The sequence below is a fragment of the Robbsia andropogonis genome (assembly GCF_000970345.1).
GTDB classification, from domain to species: domain Bacteria; phylum Pseudomonadota; class Gammaproteobacteria; order Burkholderiales; family Burkholderiaceae; genus Robbsia; species Robbsia andropogonis.
The window spans coordinates 1-19,037 of sequence record NZ_LAQU01000051.1 but is presented as its reverse complement, the minus strand read 5'-3'; the positions used below and the strand labels follow the sequence as shown (position 1 = coordinate 19,037).

Below are 19,037 nucleotides of genomic sequence, written 5' to 3'. Positions count from 1 at the left end.
ATACTTACCGTGTTGTCTCTCGACCCAACCCTTTATTTCATCGGTCATATCATTCCTTCGGAGTTCGAATATGTCCTTCGCACCCGACTGCAACCGATCGATCTTAGTGTGGCGGATCGTTCCTGGCTCCGTTCCGTTCGCGTGCATATGGATTTCAGTTAAACTACCTGACCTGTGGCGAACATTAACAGATGACAGATGCTTCCCTGGCGTGTAATTTATTGACTCAGCCTCTAGCAAACCATTTCGTGTTCCGTGCTTCGAAAATATCTCTTTAAATAGCGTGCTGTTTATCCGCGTAAAGCTATCTACGGTAGGCTGGCTCCAGTGATTTACCGTTTCTGCACGCACCTTCGGTTTATCCTCGCTTATCTCTGGCTGCGAGTAATCACGCCCTTTTCTTCTGCGGTCCATCCGTTTCTCCTTAAATAGTCGGAATCGGTGATTGAATGCCTATAATGCGCGGTCTTTAAAACTACAATTACTGATCGACGCAGACATGGCGCGTTTTGCAATTTCCGGGCCATCGTCCATTTCAGCACGTCGCAATATCGATATGAGCAAGCAAGGTAGGTACACGTCTCAGGCCGGCAATCGGTAACACCATAAATTTGCGGTGACGATTACTTCGCTAATACCGACAAATCACGGCAAGCGGAATCACTTTCTAGGCGCAGCATAGCCAATACACTGGTCGATCCGACACCCTGCGAATTTAAGCGCACACACCATGAGGTCGGGAACCTCTAACACGAGACGCTCGCCTATTCGGGCGGAATCACAGGCACACCACGCGTCGTCACGGCTTCGCTAGCGTGACGGGGCTCTTTTCTGGGGCATCCAGTGCTTTCATGTTCTCTGTCACTTGTTTGAACATAGATGGAGCTACCTGTATATCACCACGGAAGGCCAATCAAGTACAACAATGAGTACCAGCACGAGCATCGTGGCGACAGTCACACCGCTCGCCATCACCATGTGCATATGCAAGCTCGGCATGCCAAACAAAAACGTGAACCCGATCGTCAGCACCATACCGAGAAGGACAATAATCCATACCACCGGTTCGAGGCCATTTTCCGACGCGTTAAGGCGCTGACGGCGGATGTCGTAGAGCGTGTTCAGTTCGTCGAGAATTTCGCGCATGTATACAGTTCGTCCGCTGTCACTCGGCTCATACTCTGAAAGCATTCTCTGGATACGCTCCAGGGGCCGCCATCCTGCGACAGGTTCTTCACCGCGAGACATCGCTGGCCATTCGTCTTCGATGACCGTGCGCACGTAGGACCTGAGGTTCGAACGCAACTCCTGTTCCACGCCTGGCCCCAGTCCCGGGGCATCTCGATACATATTGCCTGCTAGTTCTGCTTCCTTGCTGGCGACAGCCGTGGCGTTGTCGTATGCGCCCCAAACGGCAACTGCGACGAACGCGAGCAATACGGCGTAGTTGATGCCGATAATCGCGACGACATAGCCTGTGTACTCGTTGTGTGCTCGACGCGTCTCCAATGGAAAGAAACGATGAAACACCCGTAAGGCGAAACACACCACGATCACTGGCACGAAGATAAGTACGATTCCAACTAACCATGTCGGATGGTCGTAAAGTGCATTTAGAATGCATTTCCGTCCTGGATTAGGTTCATTATTGAGAAACTACGGTTTACTTACCATTTATTTACATCCATCCACACCACACAATAAAAGCAGTTTTCGTACCATGAAAAAATCCCGATGAAATGACGATGAACATAAGAGACCGCCAATTTATTTGGGTATAAACTCACCAAGGGCCGGGCGAAAATATGCCTCAATATGATCAGAAGATCACGCATTGCACGCGACATCTGCATTGCTATTCGGCACACGTCCAGGGTGATCGCTCACCCATGTGTTCCGCATCGGCCCAGTCTACCGCCACGGGCATCGCGTTCAAGCATCACAAGCTTCGAGGCTCCATACACTTGCGTTGCTGGCTGGGTAGCGACCTGCCCACTGACTCTTACGCGCCAAGAGCCAATTACCGGAATAATCAACCGCTTTCGAACATGGCACAGTCATTGCGTTATACAAGGCGCGAAACGGTTAGCCATCGCCCGGATTAGATCCACGGGAAAGCGGGATTGCCGCTAAAAATCGAAATGGTCTACATCTCCGACGCTGCGCGACATTACCCAGTGCTCCGGGCTAGTGTCGTGCAGGCATCGGGCGTTTAGAACGCGTATCACGCGGACCGCGAGAACGTTTCGTAAGCGACTATTTTGTGTTTGAGAAGTGTGCCGTCGATGTCCGTCGGTCGTCTTCGATGATTGGCCTACCTATCTCATGGCCCTGGGTCGTTCCGAGGCCAGAGGTCAACAGTTCGCCGTGAAAGTTACGTTCACGGAGCGTTTTTTAAACCGCATTTAAGAGTCGACAACTCGAGGTCAAATCATGAGTGAAAGCGTGCAGAAGAAGCTCCTGCGTATCCGCCCTCCCCGGGTCAAGATCACGTATGACGTGGAAACCGGCGGCGCTATGGAGAAGAAGGAGCTGCCTTTCATCGTCGGCATTCTCGCCGACCTGCAGGGCGAGCGCGCGAACGCTGAGAACTATCCGGCACTCAAGGAGCGCGCCATGATCGAGATCGATCGCGACAACTTCAATGACGTGATGTCGAAAATAGCACCGCGTGCGACTTTCGACAATCTGAAGAAGGTTGATACTGCGATCGCCACTCTGCTCAAAGCAGACGGTAACAACGAGCTGACATTCTCCAAACTAGAAGCATTCGAGCCGCTACAGGTAATCAAGGCGCTGCCAGCACTGAAAGCCATCTACGACAAGCGCGGCAAAATCCGCGACCTGCAGGCGCGCGCGGAAGCGTCGGGGGCGATCAGCGATCCGCTCACCTTGGTCATCTCAGGCGCCGACGTTAAGCCGGGCACGGCGGCAATAGCCGCAGTCGACGATAAGCCGGGCCAAGACGCGGCACCTTCGCTTAAGGCTGACGCGGAAAACATCGTCAAGGCCAGAGCTGCCCTTGTCGCGCTCGATCCTAAAGACGACAAGACCTCAACCGTGACGAAGCCGTCAAACGGAGAGATGTTTGACGTGTTCGTAGAGCAGTTCAACCTTTATTACGTCGGTGCCCTCACCCAGACCACCACCGTGCCCGGCACGCCACCCTCCTCGCTCGTACGACAAGGCCCCCGTTCCTCCGCGGACCAGATCGAGAGCGTGCGCGCACGCGGTGCAATCGCAGTGATCGACACGCTTGTCTCGTTGATCGACGAGCAACTGAGCAGTGCGCTATCAAGCATCATGCACTGCGATGCGTTCACGAAGATGGAGGCGACCTGGCGCGGCCTGAACCATCTCGTGATGAACACCGAGACCAGCACGATGTTGAAGCTGCGTGTGTTCAATGCGACCAAGAAAGAACTCTGCGACGACATGATGAAAGCGGTCGAGTTCGACCAGAGCGCCCTCTTCAAGATGATCTACGAAGCCGAGTACGGCACTTTCGGCGGCAATCCGTACAGCCTGTTAGTGGGCGACTACGCAATCGGCAACGTGGATGCCGACATCGACTTTCTGACGAAGATGGCCGAAGTCGCCGCTGCCGCGCATGCGCCATTCCTTGCACAGGCTTCGGCCAATCTTTTCGGCCTGAGTGGCTTCGACCGGCTCGACAAGCCGCGCGATCTGAAGAAGATCTTCGAGGGCGTGACCGCTGAAAAATGGCGCGAGTTCCGCGAACTCGAGGACTCGCGTTACGTCACGCTAGCCCTGCCGCGCGCACTGCTTCGACTGCCCTACGGCACACCCACCAAGCGCAACACGACGCCCTGTGAAGGCCTCAACTTCGATGAGCATGTAGGTCCAAGCGGCATTGACGAGACGTTCTACGTCAAGAAAACGAACGAGATTCAGAGCTACCCCGAGCCAGAACAGAACCACTTCCTGTGGGGCAACCCGGCCTACTTGCTGGCCGAGCGCATCACCAACGCGTTCGCACTCTATAGCTGGACCGCAGCAATCCGCGGCGTGGAAGGTGGTGGCCTGGTAGAGAACCTACCAATCTACACATTCACTTCAGAACACGGCAGTGTTGAACTGCTCTGCCCGACCGAAGTGTCGATCACCGACCGCCGCGAGAAAGAACTGAACGATCTCGGCTTCATCACGCTCTGCCACTGCAAGGGCACCGGCAAGGCGGCATTCTTCGGTGGCCAGACCACTAACCAGCCAAAGAAATACTTCTCTGACTCGGCCAACGCCAACGCCCGCATCTCCGCACTATTGCCGTATATGCTGGCTGCGTCGCGATTCGCGCACTACATCAAAGTGATCATGCGCGAAAAAATCGGTAGTTTCATGACGCGCGGCAACGTTGAAGATTTCCTCAACTCATGGATCTCCAACTACGTTCTGCTCGACGACAACGCCTCGCAAGACGCCAAGGCCGCCTATCCACTGCGCGAAGCGAAGGTGATCGTCACGGAAGTCCCCGGCGAGCCTGGCTCATACCGCGCGACCGTACTGCTCAAGCCGCACTTCCAGCTTGAAGAACTGACCACTTCGATCCGTCTTGTGGCCAACCTGCCAAAATAATTTTTCTCATCTTTCCATTTCTAGGAGTTGGTTATGGATCTGATTCTCTTCCAGCCGGGTGATCAATCGATCATGAATAATGAGGGTAGCGAGATTGACAATGCGGGGTGGATGGCCGACGGCCCAAGCGGGCTGTGTATCGAAATCGTATCACTGCATCAGGGAATGAAGCAGCAAGTCACCACGGACGTCAGCAACAATGCACGAACCTCCGGCCGGCCCATCATTACCGAGTTCACGCTGGTCAAGTACGTCGACCAAACCTCAGTGAAGCTCTACGACTACTGCCTCGGTGCCAAGCTACTCGGCGACGGAGCGGGCGCGCCGAGTACCATCTACATCGGGCGGGAATCGGGCGGCAAGACGATGAACATCATCAAGATCCAGTTGAAGGACGCAATCATCAGCGAGATCCAGTTGCAGACGCACCCGAACGACATGCCTACCGAGCAGTTCAAGCTTAACTTCACCGAAGTGATCTGGACGTACACGCAGCAGCTCAACAACATGAAACCGAAGGGCGTGAAGACTACCGGGTGGAGTCTCGCTAAAAACGCACCGATAGGAGGCACGTTCTCGCAGCTCGTTTAACGCAGTACGGCTCAGTTACTCATCCGGCGACGCACCGCCTAACCACAAGGAGAAGGCATGCAATTCCTGTTCGAGCGCTTGGCGGATCCTCCGTCGTTCGACGGCTCGCAGACATTTGATTTGCGCGCCGCCGTCGCAGCGCAAATCCAGCGTCTCGTCAGTGCACGCACTACACGCGTGGGCAGCGACCTGGACCTGCTCGACTTCGGCTCGCAGAGCGTGGTCGAGATCGCACTAGAAAGCAAGCCTCAACTTGAGTTGTACGCGCAACGCCTTGCCCGCCTCGTCTGCCGCTACGAACCACGCCTGAAGTCGCCGAAGGTGCAGATCGAAGCGTGCAGCGAGACGCTCCGGCCGTATCGCCTCGCAATCTACGGAACGCTTGATCAAACCAACGGAGTGGACGTCTTCCACTTCGAACTACCCTCCCACTGAGGTCCTGATGCAACCTGCCGCCGCCGTCACGCTGAGCGACTGCTTCCGCGAGGAACTGGCCGCACTGCGCACCGAGTCGTTACAGTTTAGCGATAAGCATCGCGAACTGGCCCGCACGCTTGGGCTCAACGCGCGCGAGGCGAGTGACCCCCAGGTCGAGTTGCTATTGCAGTCGTTTGCGTTTCTCACCGGGCGCCTGCGTCATCAGGTCGAACAGGACAAGATGCGCCTGCCCGACACGATGCTCGCGTTCCTGTATCCGCACCTGGAAGCACCGATCCCGTCGATGTTAGTTGCCCGCATCGACGTCAAACCGAACGGCACTGATTTCTCAAAGGAGCAGTTGCTGCCGCGCGGCCGCACAGTCACAGCGCTGACCACCAACCACCTCGGACAGAGTACCGAATGTCGTTTCCAGACCTGCTACGACACGCCGCTGCTGCCGCTGAGGCTCGACACGGTCGCGCTTGAATCGGCGCGCGAGTACCCATTTCTCGGCGGCACCTCGTCGTCGCGTTCGGTGCTGCGCATCCGCGTGCGTCCCGACGGCATAGGCACGCTGCAGGCCAAGGGCCGGGGCCCGTCACGCCTGCGCTTCTACATCAGCGACGCTCAGCCCGACGCCGTAGCGCTCTATGAAATGATCGCGCTGCACCTGGAAGGGATTTACGTGCTGCCACACGCCGCTGCGCGGCAACCGCGCCGACTGCCGCCCGAGGCACTACGCTGGCTGGGCATGGCACCTGACGAGGCGGTACTTAGCGCCAACCCGCATACGCATCCGGGTTACCGGCTGCTGCAGGAATATTTCGCATTCCCGGAGAAGTTCTGCTTCTTCGAAGTAGGTCGGCTCGACGAGCTCGACTTTGCAGAGGTCGGCGACTATTTCGACCTATTGCTATTGCTCGACATGCCACTACAGCTACATCTGAATTTTTCTGCCGACTCGTTGCTGATGAACTGCGTGCCGCTTGTTAACCTGTTCTCGCAGCGCATCGAGCCGATCGCACTAAGCCACAGTGAATACGAATATCACGTGCAGGGTGACCTTAAGAACCACCGATACTGCGAGATTCATTCGATTCGCGACCTCGAATCGATCTCAAGCGAAGGCAAGCCGCGGAAGATCGCGCCGTACTTCGCGATGGACAACTTCAGCCAGCTCGACGGGCAGGATTATTTCTATTTGTGCCGGCGTCTACCAGCCACCGCCCCAAACGTGACGGGCAGCGAAACCTACGTGTCGTTTCTCGACGAACAGTTCAACTTAGGTCACCCTAACGACGAGGTGGTGGGCGGCACTGCGCTCTGCACTAACCGGCGCTTACCCGAACGGTTGATGTCAGGCAGCGCGCTGCATCTGGAGGGCGGTGGACCGGTAAAGCGGATTGTCGCGCTGACCAAACCGACGCCGCATCATACCCCTGCGCAGATCGGCCATCGTCCGTGGTCGCTGATCTCACAGCTCTCGCTTAACCATCTCTCGCTAGACGGTGGAACGGTCGCGCTTGCGGCGCTGAAGGACATCTTACGACTACACGTAGGCCCTCACCGGGAAGGTGGTTGGAAACAGATCGATGCGATCACCGAGCTGCGCAGCCGCAGCATCATGCGCCACGTCGGGCGCGACGGCTGGCGCGGCTTCGTCCGCGGTTCGGAGTTGACCGTGGTGATGGAGCCGATCGACATCGGTGCTGGCAGCGTGGTGCTGTTCTGCTCCGTGTTGCGCCAGTTCCTGCGCGGCTACGCAAGTGTCAATCATTTAATCGAAGTCGCGCTCGAAACGCGTAACCTCAAAGGGAGCCCGAAGCAATGGCTAGCATTGGCCGGCACCGCTATCGCACTGTAAGGGAGTACATGCTCCAGCAGCACGAGGACTTCAACGTGTTCCAGTTGATGCGCCTAATGGTGCGCGATACCGACAAGCGCCTGCCGATTGGGCGGCGCCTACGGTTTCACGCTGACCTGTCGGCTGCCTTCCCGGCTAGGGAGTTCGCGAGCGTCAAACTGCTCCCTTATGGCACGGACGACGACTTCGTTGCCGACACGCCCGAGCAACGCTTCGAGATCAGTACCGCGAACTTCTGCGTGGCGAGCGTCACGGGGCCACTACCCGAGCCTTTCACGGAGTGGGCACGAGAGCTATCCGCGCTACGCGCCACGGCGATGGCCGATTTTTTCGACATCTTTAACCAGCGCGCCAATGTGCTGCGCTACCAGCTCAAGCAGGAGTTGACGCCCAGCCTCGACGACCAGCCACCGGCCCAGACCGAGATGGCGCAACGCCTTGCGGCATTGGTCGGTCTGGGAGATGTGAAGCTGGCCAATCAAGTGCCGCTACCCAAGCGCGCCTGGCTCGGCATTGCCGGGCTGCTCGCTAATCAACGTAAACAAGCGTCCACGCTGGAGCACGTACTTGGGATCGCGCTCGGCGCGTCCGCCAGACTGACCGAGAACGTCGGTGCATGGCACGAACTGGACGGGCGCGACCGCTGCGCGCTTGGCCGTCGTAACCACAGCCTCGGCCAGACCTGCGTCGTCGGCCGCCGCGTATGGGATCAGCAGGCGCGCGTGCGTCTTGAGATCGGCGTACTCGATTACAAGACGATGTGTCAGTTGCTTCCCCCGGCACGCGGCATCAGAGCGGCTGCCATGCCGCAGGACTCGATCGGCACGCCCCAGCCCGGCTACGCTATGTTGCGCGGCCTTGTAAAGTTGCTCGTCAATTGCCTCGCCGACGTCGAAATCGTGCTGCACGTAGCGGACTCAAGCGTGCCGCCCACGCCGCTGCCTCAGCCCGCTCACTACACCGACAGCGGCGCGATGCGGCTCGGCCAGAGCGCCTGGCTTGCAGGCACGCCCGTACATCGCCATGCCACACGCCCTGTCAGTTTCCTTATCAAGACGCGCCATCCCGGAGAGTTTGCATGAACGACATCATCGGTGTCAGCTCGGCTAGCGCGTTTTCCGTCAATCAGCTTGGCGCACCGGAGCCCGACGTCTACCTGCATTGCGCAGTGTTCGTGACGCGCAATCAGATCCTTGGTGCAGAGACGTTCCGCCTCGAAAAATTCCAAGGGCAAGAGAAAGTGTCGGAGCTGTTTGAGTTTCAGCTCGAACTGGTCGCCAACTCAGATGGCCCTGACTTCATCGCGCTACGCTTCGACGATCTGATAGGCCGTCCGATCACGGTGGGCATCGGCAAACGCCGCGAGCCTGGCGCAAGCGCCGTGGAATTCCGCGCGGCGCTCCAAGGCAACCCCGTGCCAGGTGCGCAACTCTCACTGTTCAGCGGCATCGTGACCAGCGTGGCGGTGAAGAACCGTGGCACCTATACGATTACAATGAAACCAACGCTGCATCGGTTGAGTCTGACCAACAACTATCGCGTGTTCCACCGCCGCACTGTGTGGGAAATGATCGAGCAGTTGCTCGACGCGCATCACATCGCTTATCAGCCGTTCCAGCACACGTCGCGTAACCTGGCCGTGATCCGGCGCCAGGACTGGATGCAGGCCGGCGAGAGCGACCTGGAATTCCTCAAGCGGTTGATGAGCAAGGCGTTACTATATTTCTACTTCGTCCACACCGGTGACGACCACGCGCTGGTCTTCTCGAATCTGGCGCAATATCCGCCGGCGGTGCCGGACGACCGGCCGCTGCGCTATACCTACACCGATGTGACAGCACTCGGTATGGAACAGGAGGATGTTATCTCCGAGTTCAGCATGAAGCGCTCGATGGGCAGCACCGGCGTGCAGGGCGTACTCACACAACAGGATGGCGCCTGGTTGACCAATCCGGTGGTGGAGTTCAATTCGTACTATGCCAATGATCGGCAAGATGCAAACCCGCTGCCGTTCAACCTCTATAAAAGCTACCAGTACGGCGGCAGCACCGAGGAGGCGCAGCATCTGTCGAGCGCGACGCGCAGCACCCTCGACAGCAGCCGCAACGAACTGTCGGGCACCAGCAATTGCGCCGCGTTCCGTGTCGGGCATCGCTTCACGTTGAAAAGTAGCGCGGTGCCGACCAATCCGCGTGAACCATTCCTCGAAAACGGCACATTCGTGCTGACGTCAATCGAGCACCAAGCGAGCGCCGACGGCACGTATCGCAACGAGTTCCAGGCGGCCGACGCGTCCTACCTCATCACGCCCTACTCGATCCAGTCGACTCAGCAGGGCAGCGTGCTGGCCAAGGTCGTATCAAGCGGCACCACCGAGGCAATCAATGCAGTCGATTTCGGCGCGCCGGGCTCGTTTGAAGTCGGCAACAGCAGTTTCGGTGACGCACAGAACGGCGCCACCTATCCGCAGATCGGCGTCTACGTGCGCTTCTCTACGGCGGCACGCGACGCTCTACCAGTATGGGTTAAGCTGTCGCCATCGATGCAGACCGCACCGACTGTCGGCTCAGTGGTGGTGGTCGGGCGCGCCCAGGACGAATCGGAACTGCCCGAGATCCAGAACGTGATCCAATCCAATGGCAACGCACTGGTCGTGCCAGGTGGTTGGCTGTCGAACACGCACGTAGGTAACAACTACTCGACCAATTACGGCGACAACAAGAGCGTCAGCTACGGCGCAAACTCGTCCGCCGACCTTGGCCAAGCCACGCAGATCGTCACGAACGCCTACGGCACATCACGCTTTAACAACGCCAATTTCTCGCAGGGATCCAGCTACAGCTTCTCCACCGCTAATTCGCGTGCGGACGGTGCAAGCTCGAACACCGTCGAACTGTACGGCGGCGTGGTGGCGGACGATCTCCTCAGCGCCTCGGAATCGCTCGGCTCGACCTACAGCCGCCAGGTCGGCAGCATCAGTCACAACTACTCGCAGATCGACAACGCCACTGCGGTCAACATCAACGTGACCAATACCTCGACCACAACGATCGGCGCATCGACTACAAATTCCAACATCGGTACCTCTACCACCAATTCGAATATCGGCGTCTCGACCAATGTCTCGTTCACCGGACAGGTGATTACAACCAGTGTAACCGGCGATTCGCGGGAAAACATTACGAGCGGCAACACCACCCGCACCTCCGAAAGTGGCAATCTGAATGAGACCAGCGTATCAGGCAACATCACGCGTACTTCGACCTCCGGCGATATCAACGAAAAAGTATTCACCGGCAACACCACACGCTTCACGGTGACCGGAAACGTCTTTGAGAACAACGAGGTCGGTAACACAAACCGCACGTCGATCTCGGGCGATATAGAAGAAAGAATCGTGGTGGGCAACACGATCCGAGACTCGTTGGCTGCCAACATCACCGAGACTTCCGTGCAGGGCGACATCACACGCGACACTGTCTGCGGTGCCTTGACAGAAAACGGTGTGCTTATCTCCTACAACGGCGTAAAGACGGCAGGCACCGCCGAAGAAGTGGAGGTGAAGGGCTCCGCTACGGTCACGTCAACGACTGGCGACGCCACTCGCATCGAAACATCGGGGGCCACCTCGAACATCATCACCAATGCCGAGCTCACCGAGGTGGCAACGGCTGGCCCCGGCGCACGCGTATCGAACAATGACGAGACGCCGCACGTCGACAACATCGTCACGCGCGTCTACATGATTGAAGCCACTGTCATCTTCATGTGAGCCGCGATGAAAATCATCAAACCCCAATCGCTCGGCGTACTCCAAAAGCCCTACACCTATCTCGGTCGGCATCGGCTATCGGTGGCGGTGCTCGGTTTCTTCCGGCTTGGCGCGCCAAACGAACGCTTTCTCGCCGAAAGCACCCAATGGCCACGTGTGCTCGCAAGCTTGCCCGCCGGCCAGGTGCTCGACGAGGTAATGCCACGTCAAGGCGCCGAGGTGCTGCTACTGGGCTCGGCCTATGCACCTGGCAAGCAGGCAGTCACCGGCGTTGACGTACTGCTGCGCGTGGACACCGTTGACGGCCAGCCCGCCATTGGCAAGTGTCTTTCCGTCTGCGGCGAGCGTGAATGGCGCGGCGCGCTTAGCAAACGCCGCACTGGTCGCGCCAAGCCGTTCCTTGCAATGCCGATTACGTACGCGCGCGCGTTCGGCGGAGCGCGTAACCCCATCAACCCGGTCGGTTGCGGCAGCCGCGAATCGTGGTTCGGTAAAAGCGGTGGCGCAATGCCGAACGTGGCCTACGCAGCCGGCACAGTTGACGCCCGCTGGCGCACCAGCGTGCCAGCCGGCTTCGGACCGATCCCTGTCATCAACCAGGCGCGGCGTGACAAGTTCGGCAGCTACGGTCGCACTTGGCGCCGCTATGACGCTCCCGGTTTCGCACGCGACATGGACTGGAGCATCTTCAACATGGCGCCACCCGACCAGTGGCTGCCGGCCCCCCTTCAGGGGGGAGAACGCTATTTACTGCGCAACCTGCATCCGCAACACGCTGAACTGACGGGGATGCTACCGGACCTGGCCGCGCGCGCGTTCGTGACAAAGCTCAACGAGACGCCTGAGGCAATGCGCGAGGTCCTACTTGTAATGGACACGATCTGGTTCGTGCCTGACCACAATCTCGGCATCGCGATCTACCATGGCACGATCGAGATCGACGACAGCGACGCGCTCGACATTGGTACGCTAATGGTTGGCTACGAATACCGCGACAGCCCGAAAAGCATCGGACACTACCGTGACGTAATGCAGCTGCGCCTCGATCCAGAAGTCGGACGCATGCACGTATTCAACGAAAGCCAGCTCGCGCCAGAGCGCTCGGCGGCCGAGCAGGCACGTCGCGCTGCCGAGCAGGAACGCGCCGAACAGGCGGTGCTCGCCCGCGGTCAGCGTCGCCTAGATCTGCTCGACGCACAACACTGGGCACGGCGCGGCACGGTGCCCCCGGCCGACCATCAGGTCGCCCGCGCGACACTGCCAGCGCTTGGCATCATGACCTCGCAAACCGTAGCCGAAGGTGACTTCGACCTGACAGAGATCGTGACTCGCGCCAAGGCGCTAGCGGCCGACGCTGAGCAACGCGGCAAGGAAGCGCTAGCGCGCCTGCCAGCCCGCACGCTGGCGCCGGTCGACGCCGCGAAGCTACTGATCGACGCGCTTGAGCGTGCGGCCATACCAGCGTACGACCTGCTACCGCCGGAGCTGACAGGCCGCGATCCGCAGGTCGAAGGCATGCTGGCGCGGTTGCCGGTGCCGCCAGAGGGTGCCGATCCGAAGCAGCAGGCGCACTATGACAAGTCACGCGCCGCAATTATGAAGATTCCGTCGCTGCACCGGCAGGCGCGGCGCGCGGCGCCGAAGGTCACGGTCGCAGCGCTGCCCTATCCACCCGAGACCGCGCGCGGGCTCGGTGATCGGGTCCGGAAGTGGCGCGCGGCGGGCGTGCCGCTCGCCGGGCGCGACCTAGCCGGCGCAGACCTAGTAGGGATTGATTTCTCCGGTGCCGACTTACGCGAGACGATGTTCGATGGCGCCGACCTGAGCGGCGCGAAGTTCGTCGGTGCCAACCTGCAGGGCGCCGTGCTGGTGGGCACGCGCCTTGATCGCGCCGATTTCTCAGGCGCCGATCTCACGCGCGCGAATCTCTGCGCGAGCAATGGTCGAGCCATTTTGTTCGAGGGCGCGGAGCTCGCCTACGCGCAGGCGCTCGATGCACAGTGGCCGCAGGCCAACCTGCGTCGTACCCGACTGTACCGCCTGTTGGGCCTGCGGCTCGCTTGCCCTGGCGCGACGTTCGATGGCGCCGACGCAAGCAAGGCCACACTGTTCGATATAGAGGCCGACGACAGCAACTGGGAAGGTGCGACGCTCGAGAAAGCAGTGTTCATGCGCGCCCACCTGCAGCGCGCGAGCTTCGCGCACGCAACGCTGAAGAAAGCCGTCTTCAACCTAAGCAACCTGCAGGCGAGCCGCTGGGAGCGTGCCATACTCGACAGCGTGCAGGGGGGTGGCAAGACAAATTGGCGCGACGCCACACTGACCGGCGCGATGGCGCGCAACTGCGGCTTTCACGGCGCCGATCTGTCGCACGTCGACATGGAGGCGGCCCGCTTCCTGCGCTGCGACTTCGGGCAAGCCAACCTACGCGCCGCACGTCTTGTGGCGAGCCTATTCTCACGCTGCGGCTTCCACGCCAGCCAACTGCGCATGATTGCGGCGGCGCAAGCCGAATTTTTTCAATGCCAGTGCCGCAAGGCCGACTTTACTGGCGCGCGGCTCGCCGACGCCACGTTCGTGCAGTGCGAACGCACCGGCGTAGTTCCACCAGAAGGCGTGGCCAGCGGGAGCCCCACATGACGACGATCTGGGACGACATCGCGCTCGCGATCGAACTGAGTCAACCTGTCGCGCGACGCGACCTGCACGGATTCGATGCGCGCCGCCGCGACCTGGGGCGCGCGATTTTCAGCGAGGTTGATTTCTCGGGCACCTCATTCGTCGACGCCGAACTCGCACGCGCAAAGTTCGTGAATTGCAACCTAAGCGGCGCCGATTTCGGCAACGCCGGCCTCGACCACGTGAACTTCATCCAATGCGACCTGTCGCAGGCCCGCATGAATGGCCGCAACATGGAGCACGCGTGCTGGGTGGACTGCAACCTCACCGATAGCGATTGGTCACATGTTCAGCTACAGGTCAGCTCGCTCGTGAACTGCACGCTGCACGGCGCACGCTTTGACGCCGGCTCGCTCACGCGCTGCACACTGATCAACGACCGTTTCGACGGTGTCAGCGTGGCCAATGCAAAGTTCGAACAGTGCGTAATCAGCCCCGCTGACTGGCGCGCTGTGACGTTGCGCGGTCTAGACGCAGACGGCGTAACGTTTTCGAACGCGAACTTCACGGGCCAGGTGATGACAGGACTGCGACTGCGGCGCTGCACGCTGAGCGCAGCCGAGCTGGTGCAAGTCGATCTGGCTGGCGCCGACCTCACGCGGTCGAGCTTTTATCAGGCGCATCTTGCCGAGGCCAACCTTAGCAACGTCGAGGCAACGCACGCAATGCTTTACCAAGCGCGGCTCGAAACAGTGGATATGTCCGACGCGAAGCTAGAAGGCGCGATCTTTCAGCAAGCGCAGCTCTCGGATTGCCGGCTGGACGGTGCAAAACTGAAAACCAGTATCTGGAACAAGAGTCGTCACCAGAACGTGTCGTTCCAGAGCGCCGATCTCTCCTACGCACGCCTCGAACACATCATAGGCGGCGAGGTAGATTTCTCGGGCGCTAATCTCGATCACGCCCAATTGCATAACGCGACGCTCACCGACGCGCGGTTCCGCGGCACCAGCCTGCGCCAAGTAGGTCGTACGAATCCCGCGCGCCTCGCAATCGAAGCCCGTACCCTTACCCTGGAGAATGAATGATGGGCGCCTCCCAGACCACCAACAAACTTCCGCAACCGCTTCCGCTACATCTACTCGAGGCCAGGGTGATCGTGGCGCTGGAGCAGCATGCCTATTTACTCGACGACGGACGCGTCGCCTATCAGGCGCTCAGTTGCCTGATCCGCCCGGAGGTGGGAGACCACGTACTCGTGGCCACCTGCCAAAACGATGCGAGCTACATCCTGCACGTGTTGCATCGCACCGACGCGAAACAGGTGCAGCTAAGTGTGCCAGGTGCAGAAATGCTGCGCATCGAGCAGGCCCGCATCCAACTGACAGCCATCGAGTCGATTGCGCTCGACGCATTGAGTGACGTTGAGATCCGCGCCGCCACCGGCACGTTGAACCTCGCCGCACGCAACCTGTTCACCAGCGCACAGGACACCCTCGTCGAGAACGTGGGGCAGTTCGTCGGTCGCGCCGATCGCTATCTGTTGGAGGTGAACGAATTGCTGTGCCTGCATGGGCAGCACGCGATCATCACTGCCGATGAAGACGTCAAGGTGGACGGCGAACGCATCAGTATGGGCTGACGCACCTCGTACGCCACCTTTATTCAGGAGCCTTCATGTTCGCCACCAATAGCCTTGACGCAATGTCGATGTCGACGATCCCTGACGTCTGTAAGACGCCAGCGCTCGTGCCAGTCCCCATTCCCTACGTCAACATCACGTACTCATCGATGCATATCCCTTCGGTGTTCAATGTGATGATTTGCGGCGGTTTCGCGGAGAACCTGCTGACCGAAGGCACTACCAGCATTGGCGACGAGCCCGGCGTACTAGGTGGCATCGTCTCGAACGTATTCATGGGCCCCGACACCTACCTGACCGGCAGTCTCAAAGTAATGTTCGGTCCCGCCTTCGCGGCGCGCATGACCTCACTGGTCGGCATGAACGGCATGCCATTTAACACCGTCGGCATCTCAATCGTGCCAGCGCAATTTCGTGTACTTCTGCTGGCCTGACCATGACTCGTCCATTCCGCTTCTTCCGTCCGTCCGGCACCAGCGCGCTCCCGCAACTCGCCGTACTTGGCGCCAGTATCCTGTTGGCTGCATGTAGTTGGCTCGGCCTTTCGAAGTCCACCGCAGTCTCGCAGATCAAGATCGTGGCCGAAGTCAATGCTAACCAGAACGCCGCCACTCAGCTCGACGTGGTGTTCGTGTACGACAGCAACGTCACAGCGATGCTGCCCGCCACTGGCTCCGACTGGTTTCAAAAGAAGGGCGCGCTGATGGCCGGGCTCGCCACTGCAATCGACGTAGTGAGCCTGCAGGTGCCGCCCGCGACGTTGAGTACGGCAAAGCTGCCCAAGCGCCACGGCAAGGCGATCGGCGTCTACGTCTATGCCAACTACCTGAGCGCAGCCGGACAACCTAAGGGCAACATCACACCCTACAAGAACGTAACGATCTGGCTCACGCCAACGACGGTGACCTACCAGTCGCAGTGATGCCAGCTAGCCCAGGAGCGATCAGGCCATGACACAAACCACTCACCTCCCAGACGCGGTCCAATGGTCGGAAGGTATGATGCTATCGCCGCAGCATCTGCAGCAAAACGACCGTTACTGGCACGCGCACCTGCGCCATCGCGTGCAGGCCGTTGCGCCACATTTCTGGGGCTTGTTGACGCTGCGCTTCGAGATGGTCAAAGGGATTCTCAGCATCGGCGAACTCGAATGCATCCTGCCTGATGGACTACTCGTAGCGTTCCCCGGTGGCCTGCCACGCAATCCGCCTGGCAACGTCGAGATCGACGTCGGCGCCGCTTGCAAGAGCGGCCAATCCCCCGTAAAAGTTTGGTGCTGGGTTAATCCACGCGGCCCGTACGCGGCCGTGCAGGACAGTCAGGAGCGGCGCTACAACTCGGTACTCGACGAACCGAGCGTGGATGAGAACACGGGCGACAGCGCACTCGCGCTGCCACGCATGCAAGTGCGCTTCCAGCTTTACCTCGGCGCGAACTCGCCCGCGCCGGCCAGCGCGGTGCCACTACTCGAATTCGTGCGCGGCGAAAATCAGTCGCTGCAGATGACCACCTATCATCCGCCGATGCTGCACATCGATGCAGCAGACTGTCTTGGCACCTCGAACCTATGGCGCAGCCTGCACGACCTCCACGACCGTCTGTGGGAGAAGCTTGCGCAGCTCGCCGAGTCAGGCAAAGGCGGCGACACCGATGACAGCATCGGCAACGAACGGCGCCAGCACCTGTTGGCCGCGCGTGCAATCGGTATCTGCCTGCCACCGTTCTCGACACTGCTAGATGGCCGCACTCACCCAGCAGCGTTGTACGAGGCGCTCGCTTGCATCGTCGGCGCGGTGTCCGCTATCGGCACCAATCCGCTCCCGCTCCTGATGAAGCCGTACCAGCACGATGACTGCCTCCCACAATTCCAGCAAGCGATAGACTTCGTGCAAACGCGCGTCGATACCGTCGACACTCGCTACGAGACGCTGCAATTCCTTCGCACCGACCAACACGACCCGGGTCTGCTCGACGCCTGCTTCGAGCGCCGAATACCGAGCGGCATGGGCGATGAGCTGATCATCGAAGTCGAACCGCGTGAGGGTCAGACGGCAGCGCAGTTGCTGGCGTGGCTCAACGAAGCGCTGATCGCCGACGCCTCGGTGATACCGCTGTTGCGCCGCGCACGCGTGGCTGGTGCCTCGGTGCGGACGCTGCAGCCGCACGAGATCGAGCGCGAAAAACTGCGTTCGCAGGTCGGTCTGTTCGTCCTAAAGAACCAATCGCTCGATCTCGACGACCAGGGCACGCAGCACGTGTTCGGGGACGGCGTACTACTTCAAATCGTAGGCCGCAAGAATGACGCTCTGCCAGCCTCGATTGTGCTTTATCGGGACAAGCAGAATCACGGCGCGGTGACCGCGTCCGCTCAGCCTCAACCGACCACCGAGGCGCCCATAGAATCGGTCACGCCCCCAACCAGGTTGGGAGAGGGCCATGCGTGACGCCCCAACCTGGCCACAGCAGCGCCACAATCATTCCAACCTGGTGGCGCGCTTTGCTGATTTCTATCAGGAACTGGCCGCAATCAAAACGGCCCAAACGGGCGGCTGGCTAGCAGCCTATCTGGCCAGTGGTGACCTGCCTCAACCCGTCACTGACATCGAGTTCGCCAAGCGGGTAAATGCACGGCTGCTCGCACGGCTGCAGCGCCAAGCGCGGCGCCACGCTGACGACACAGGCACCCCGGCCGGCCACGCCGCACGACAGGCCCGCTACTTGATGGCAGCGCTGGCCGACGAGGTGTTGATCTTCGAGCTCGATTGGCCGGGGCGCGACGCTTGGCTGTCGGTGCTGCTTGAGCATACGATGTTCGACTCCAGCAACGCCGGCTCGCGTTTCTTCGTGATGGCCGAGCAGCTAGTCGGCGAAACACCGCGCACGCCGCTGCAAGCCGAACTTGCCTCGGTGTTCCTCCTCGCGATGGAACTCGGCTTCAAGGGCCGCTATCGCTCGCGCCAGGCGCAGCCTCACTTGGAGAAGATCCGAGGCCAGCTCTACGAGGTCGTGTTCGTCGCAGGCGGCAGACTGAACGACGAGCAGCCTGCTTTCGCCAACGCCTACGCCTATCCGCTCACGGGTCGTTACGACGAGCGACTCGCGCCGCTTTCACCGTGGCGCAATCTAGCGCTCTACGGGCTGATCGGCTACCTGGTGTTGTCACTGGTAGCGTGGTTCGTTCTGATGCACCCATTCGAACATTACTTGAATAGCTAGCAGCGTCAGGCAGGAGCGCAATTCGTGGACGCATTACAGAAACCGATCGCTTGGCTGAAGGCACAGACCGGCTGGGCTCCCAACGCTGGAACGCTGAAGCTCGTGCTGATGTCGGCCGCCGCCGCGCTCGCCTTGCTTGTCCTGCTAAAGCTGGCGGGGAAGCTGTGGGCCAAGCTCAAGCCACTCGTCATGGCACCAGCCGTACCGCCGCTGTGTGGCTGCGAACCGACCGCCAAGCCCTATGTAAAAGGGTGGATCGAGCGCGCCACGCTCGCCCTCGACTACCTGCGCACTTCCCGTGAGTGGCGCTACGGTAC

At 59.8% G+C, this 19,037-nt stretch carries 16 protein-coding genes; 14 read left to right on the top strand and 2 right to left on the bottom strand.

The features are described from left to right. Together WM40_RS31770 and WM40_RS24040 are read right to left on the bottom strand one after the other, a co-directional pair. Positions 1-414, bottom strand: a 414-nt coding sequence (locus WM40_RS31770; RefSeq protein ID WP_236693671.1) for a cupin domain-containing protein, incomplete at its 3' end; no start/stop codon positions are given. 471 nt (positions 415-885) lie between these two features. Then, complete coding sequence (locus WM40_RS24040; RefSeq protein ID WP_157685111.1) at positions 886-1,563, bottom strand: bestrophin-like domain; 678 nt, start codon at positions 1,561-1,563, stop codon at positions 886-888. Between the two features lie 870 nt (positions 1,564-2,433). Between WM40_RS24040 and tssC the strand changes: the two genes are divergently transcribed. The 14 genes from tssC to WM40_RS23970 all read left to right on the top strand — a co-directional run. Beyond that, the gene (tssC, locus tag WM40_RS24035) at positions 2,434-4,596 is read left to right on the top strand and encodes a type VI secretion system contractile sheath large subunit (RefSeq protein WP_024904507.1); all 2,163 of its coding nucleotides are present in this window, start codon (positions 2,434-2,436) and stop codon (positions 4,594-4,596) included. A 33-nt stretch (positions 4,597-4,629) separates the two neighbouring features. Then, a complete protein-coding gene (locus tag WM40_RS24030; RefSeq protein WP_024904508.1) occupies positions 4,630-5,187 on the top strand; it encodes an Hcp family type VI secretion system effector in 558 nt (185 codons plus the stop codon). 57 nt (positions 5,188-5,244) lie between these two features. Continuing rightward, positions 5,245-5,622 carry a GPW/gp25 family protein gene (locus WM40_RS24025; protein WP_024904509.1) on the top strand — a complete coding sequence of 126 codons (378 nt, stop codon included), beginning with the start codon at positions 5,245-5,247 and terminating at the stop codon, positions 5,620-5,622. A gap of 7 nt (positions 5,623-5,629) precedes the next feature. Continuing rightward, entirely contained in the window at positions 5,630-7,471 is a 1,842-nt protein-coding gene (gene tssF / locus WM40_RS24020) for a type VI secretion system baseplate subunit TssF (protein ID WP_046154212.1), read from the top strand. Beyond that, positions 7,435-8,553 carry a type VI secretion system baseplate subunit TssG gene (gene tssG / locus WM40_RS24015; protein ID WP_081765044.1) on the top strand — a complete coding sequence of 373 codons (1,119 nt, stop codon included), beginning with the start codon at positions 7,435-7,437 and terminating at the stop codon, positions 8,551-8,553. The genes tssF and tssG overlap by 37 nt, the downstream gene beginning before the upstream one ends. Beyond that, complete coding sequence (locus WM40_RS24010; protein WP_046154211.1) at positions 8,550-11,243, top strand: contractile injection system protein, VgrG/Pvc8 family; 2,694 nt, start codon at positions 8,550-8,552, stop codon at positions 11,241-11,243. Before tssG ends, WM40_RS24010 begins: the two co-directional genes overlap by 4 nt. 6 nt (positions 11,244-11,249) lie before the next feature. After that, a complete protein-coding gene (locus WM40_RS24005) occupies positions 11,250-13,883 on the top strand; it encodes a DUF2169 family type VI secretion system accessory protein (RefSeq protein ID WP_024904513.1) in 2,634 nt (877 codons plus the stop codon). Then, positions 13,880-14,950 (top strand): pentapeptide repeat-containing protein, encoded by a 1,071-nt coding sequence (locus WM40_RS24000; RefSeq protein WP_024904514.1) that lies wholly within the window; start codon positions 13,880-13,882, stop codon positions 14,948-14,950. The genes WM40_RS24005 and WM40_RS24000 overlap by 4 nt, the downstream gene beginning before the upstream one ends. Continuing rightward, complete coding sequence (locus tag WM40_RS23995) at positions 14,947-15,504, top strand: DUF3540 domain-containing protein (RefSeq protein ID WP_236693670.1); 558 nt, start codon at positions 14,947-14,949, stop codon at positions 15,502-15,504. Before WM40_RS24000 ends, WM40_RS23995 begins: the two co-directional genes overlap by 4 nt. Positions 15,505-15,539: 35 nt before the next feature. Beyond that, the gene (locus WM40_RS23990; protein WP_024904516.1) at positions 15,540-15,938 is read left to right on the top strand and encodes a DUF4150 domain-containing protein; all 399 of its coding nucleotides are present in this window, start codon (positions 15,540-15,542) and stop codon (positions 15,936-15,938) included. A 2-nt stretch (positions 15,939-15,940) separates the two neighbouring features. After that, on the top strand, positions 15,941-16,426 hold the full coding sequence (locus WM40_RS23985; protein WP_024904517.1) for a hypothetical protein: 486 nt from the start codon (positions 15,941-15,943) through the stop codon (positions 16,424-16,426). Positions 16,427-16,454: 28 nt separating this feature from the next. After that, positions 16,455-17,948: a type VI secretion system baseplate subunit TssK gene (gene tssK / locus WM40_RS23980; protein WP_236693669.1), complete on the top strand. Its 1,494-nt coding sequence runs from the start codon at positions 16,455-16,457 to the stop codon at positions 17,946-17,948. Next, complete coding sequence (locus WM40_RS23975) at positions 17,941-18,720, top strand: DotU family type IV/VI secretion system protein (RefSeq protein WP_046154209.1); 780 nt, start codon at positions 17,941-17,943, stop codon at positions 18,718-18,720. Before tssK ends, WM40_RS23975 begins: the two co-directional genes overlap by 8 nt. Positions 18,721-18,744: 24 nt before the next feature. Beyond that, the coding region (locus WM40_RS23970; protein ID WP_046154208.1) for a hypothetical protein at positions 18,745-19,037 on the top strand (293 nt) is incomplete at its 3' end.

Coding starts and splice junctions, on each gene's coding strand:
- WM40_RS24010 (WP_046154211.1), top strand. CDS start 8,550: ATGAACGACATCATCGGTGTCAGCTCGGCTAGCGCGTTTTCCGTCAAT.
- tssC (WP_024904507.1), top strand. CDS start 2,434: ATGAGTGAAAGCGTGCAGAAGAAGCTCCTGCGTATCCGCCCTCCCCGG.
- tssF (WP_046154212.1), top strand. CDS start 5,630: ATGCAACCTGCCGCCGCCGTCACGCTGAGCGACTGCTTCCGCGAGGAA.
- WM40_RS23985 (WP_024904517.1), top strand. CDS start 15,941: ATGACTCGTCCATTCCGCTTCTTCCGTCCGTCCGGCACCAGCGCGCTC.
- WM40_RS24030 (WP_024904508.1), top strand. CDS start 4,630: ATGGATCTGATTCTCTTCCAGCCGGGTGATCAATCGATCATGAATAAT.
- WM40_RS23990 (WP_024904516.1), top strand. CDS start 15,540: ATGTTCGCCACCAATAGCCTTGACGCAATGTCGATGTCGACGATCCCT.
- WM40_RS24005 (WP_024904513.1), top strand. CDS start 11,250: ATGAAAATCATCAAACCCCAATCGCTCGGCGTACTCCAAAAGCCCTAC.
- WM40_RS23995 (WP_236693670.1), top strand. CDS start 14,947: ATGATGGGCGCCTCCCAGACCACCAACAAACTTCCGCAACCGCTTCCG.
- tssG (WP_081765044.1), top strand. CDS start 7,435: ATGGCTAGCATTGGCCGGCACCGCTATCGCACTGTAAGGGAGTACATG.
- tssK (WP_236693669.1), top strand. CDS start 16,455: ATGACACAAACCACTCACCTCCCAGACGCGGTCCAATGGTCGGAAGGT.
- WM40_RS24025 (WP_024904509.1), top strand. CDS start 5,245: ATGCAATTCCTGTTCGAGCGCTTGGCGGATCCTCCGTCGTTCGACGGC.
- WM40_RS24000 (WP_024904514.1), top strand. CDS start 13,880: ATGACGACGATCTGGGACGACATCGCGCTCGCGATCGAACTGAGTCAA.
- WM40_RS23975 (WP_046154209.1), top strand. CDS start 17,941: ATGCGTGACGCCCCAACCTGGCCACAGCAGCGCCACAATCATTCCAAC.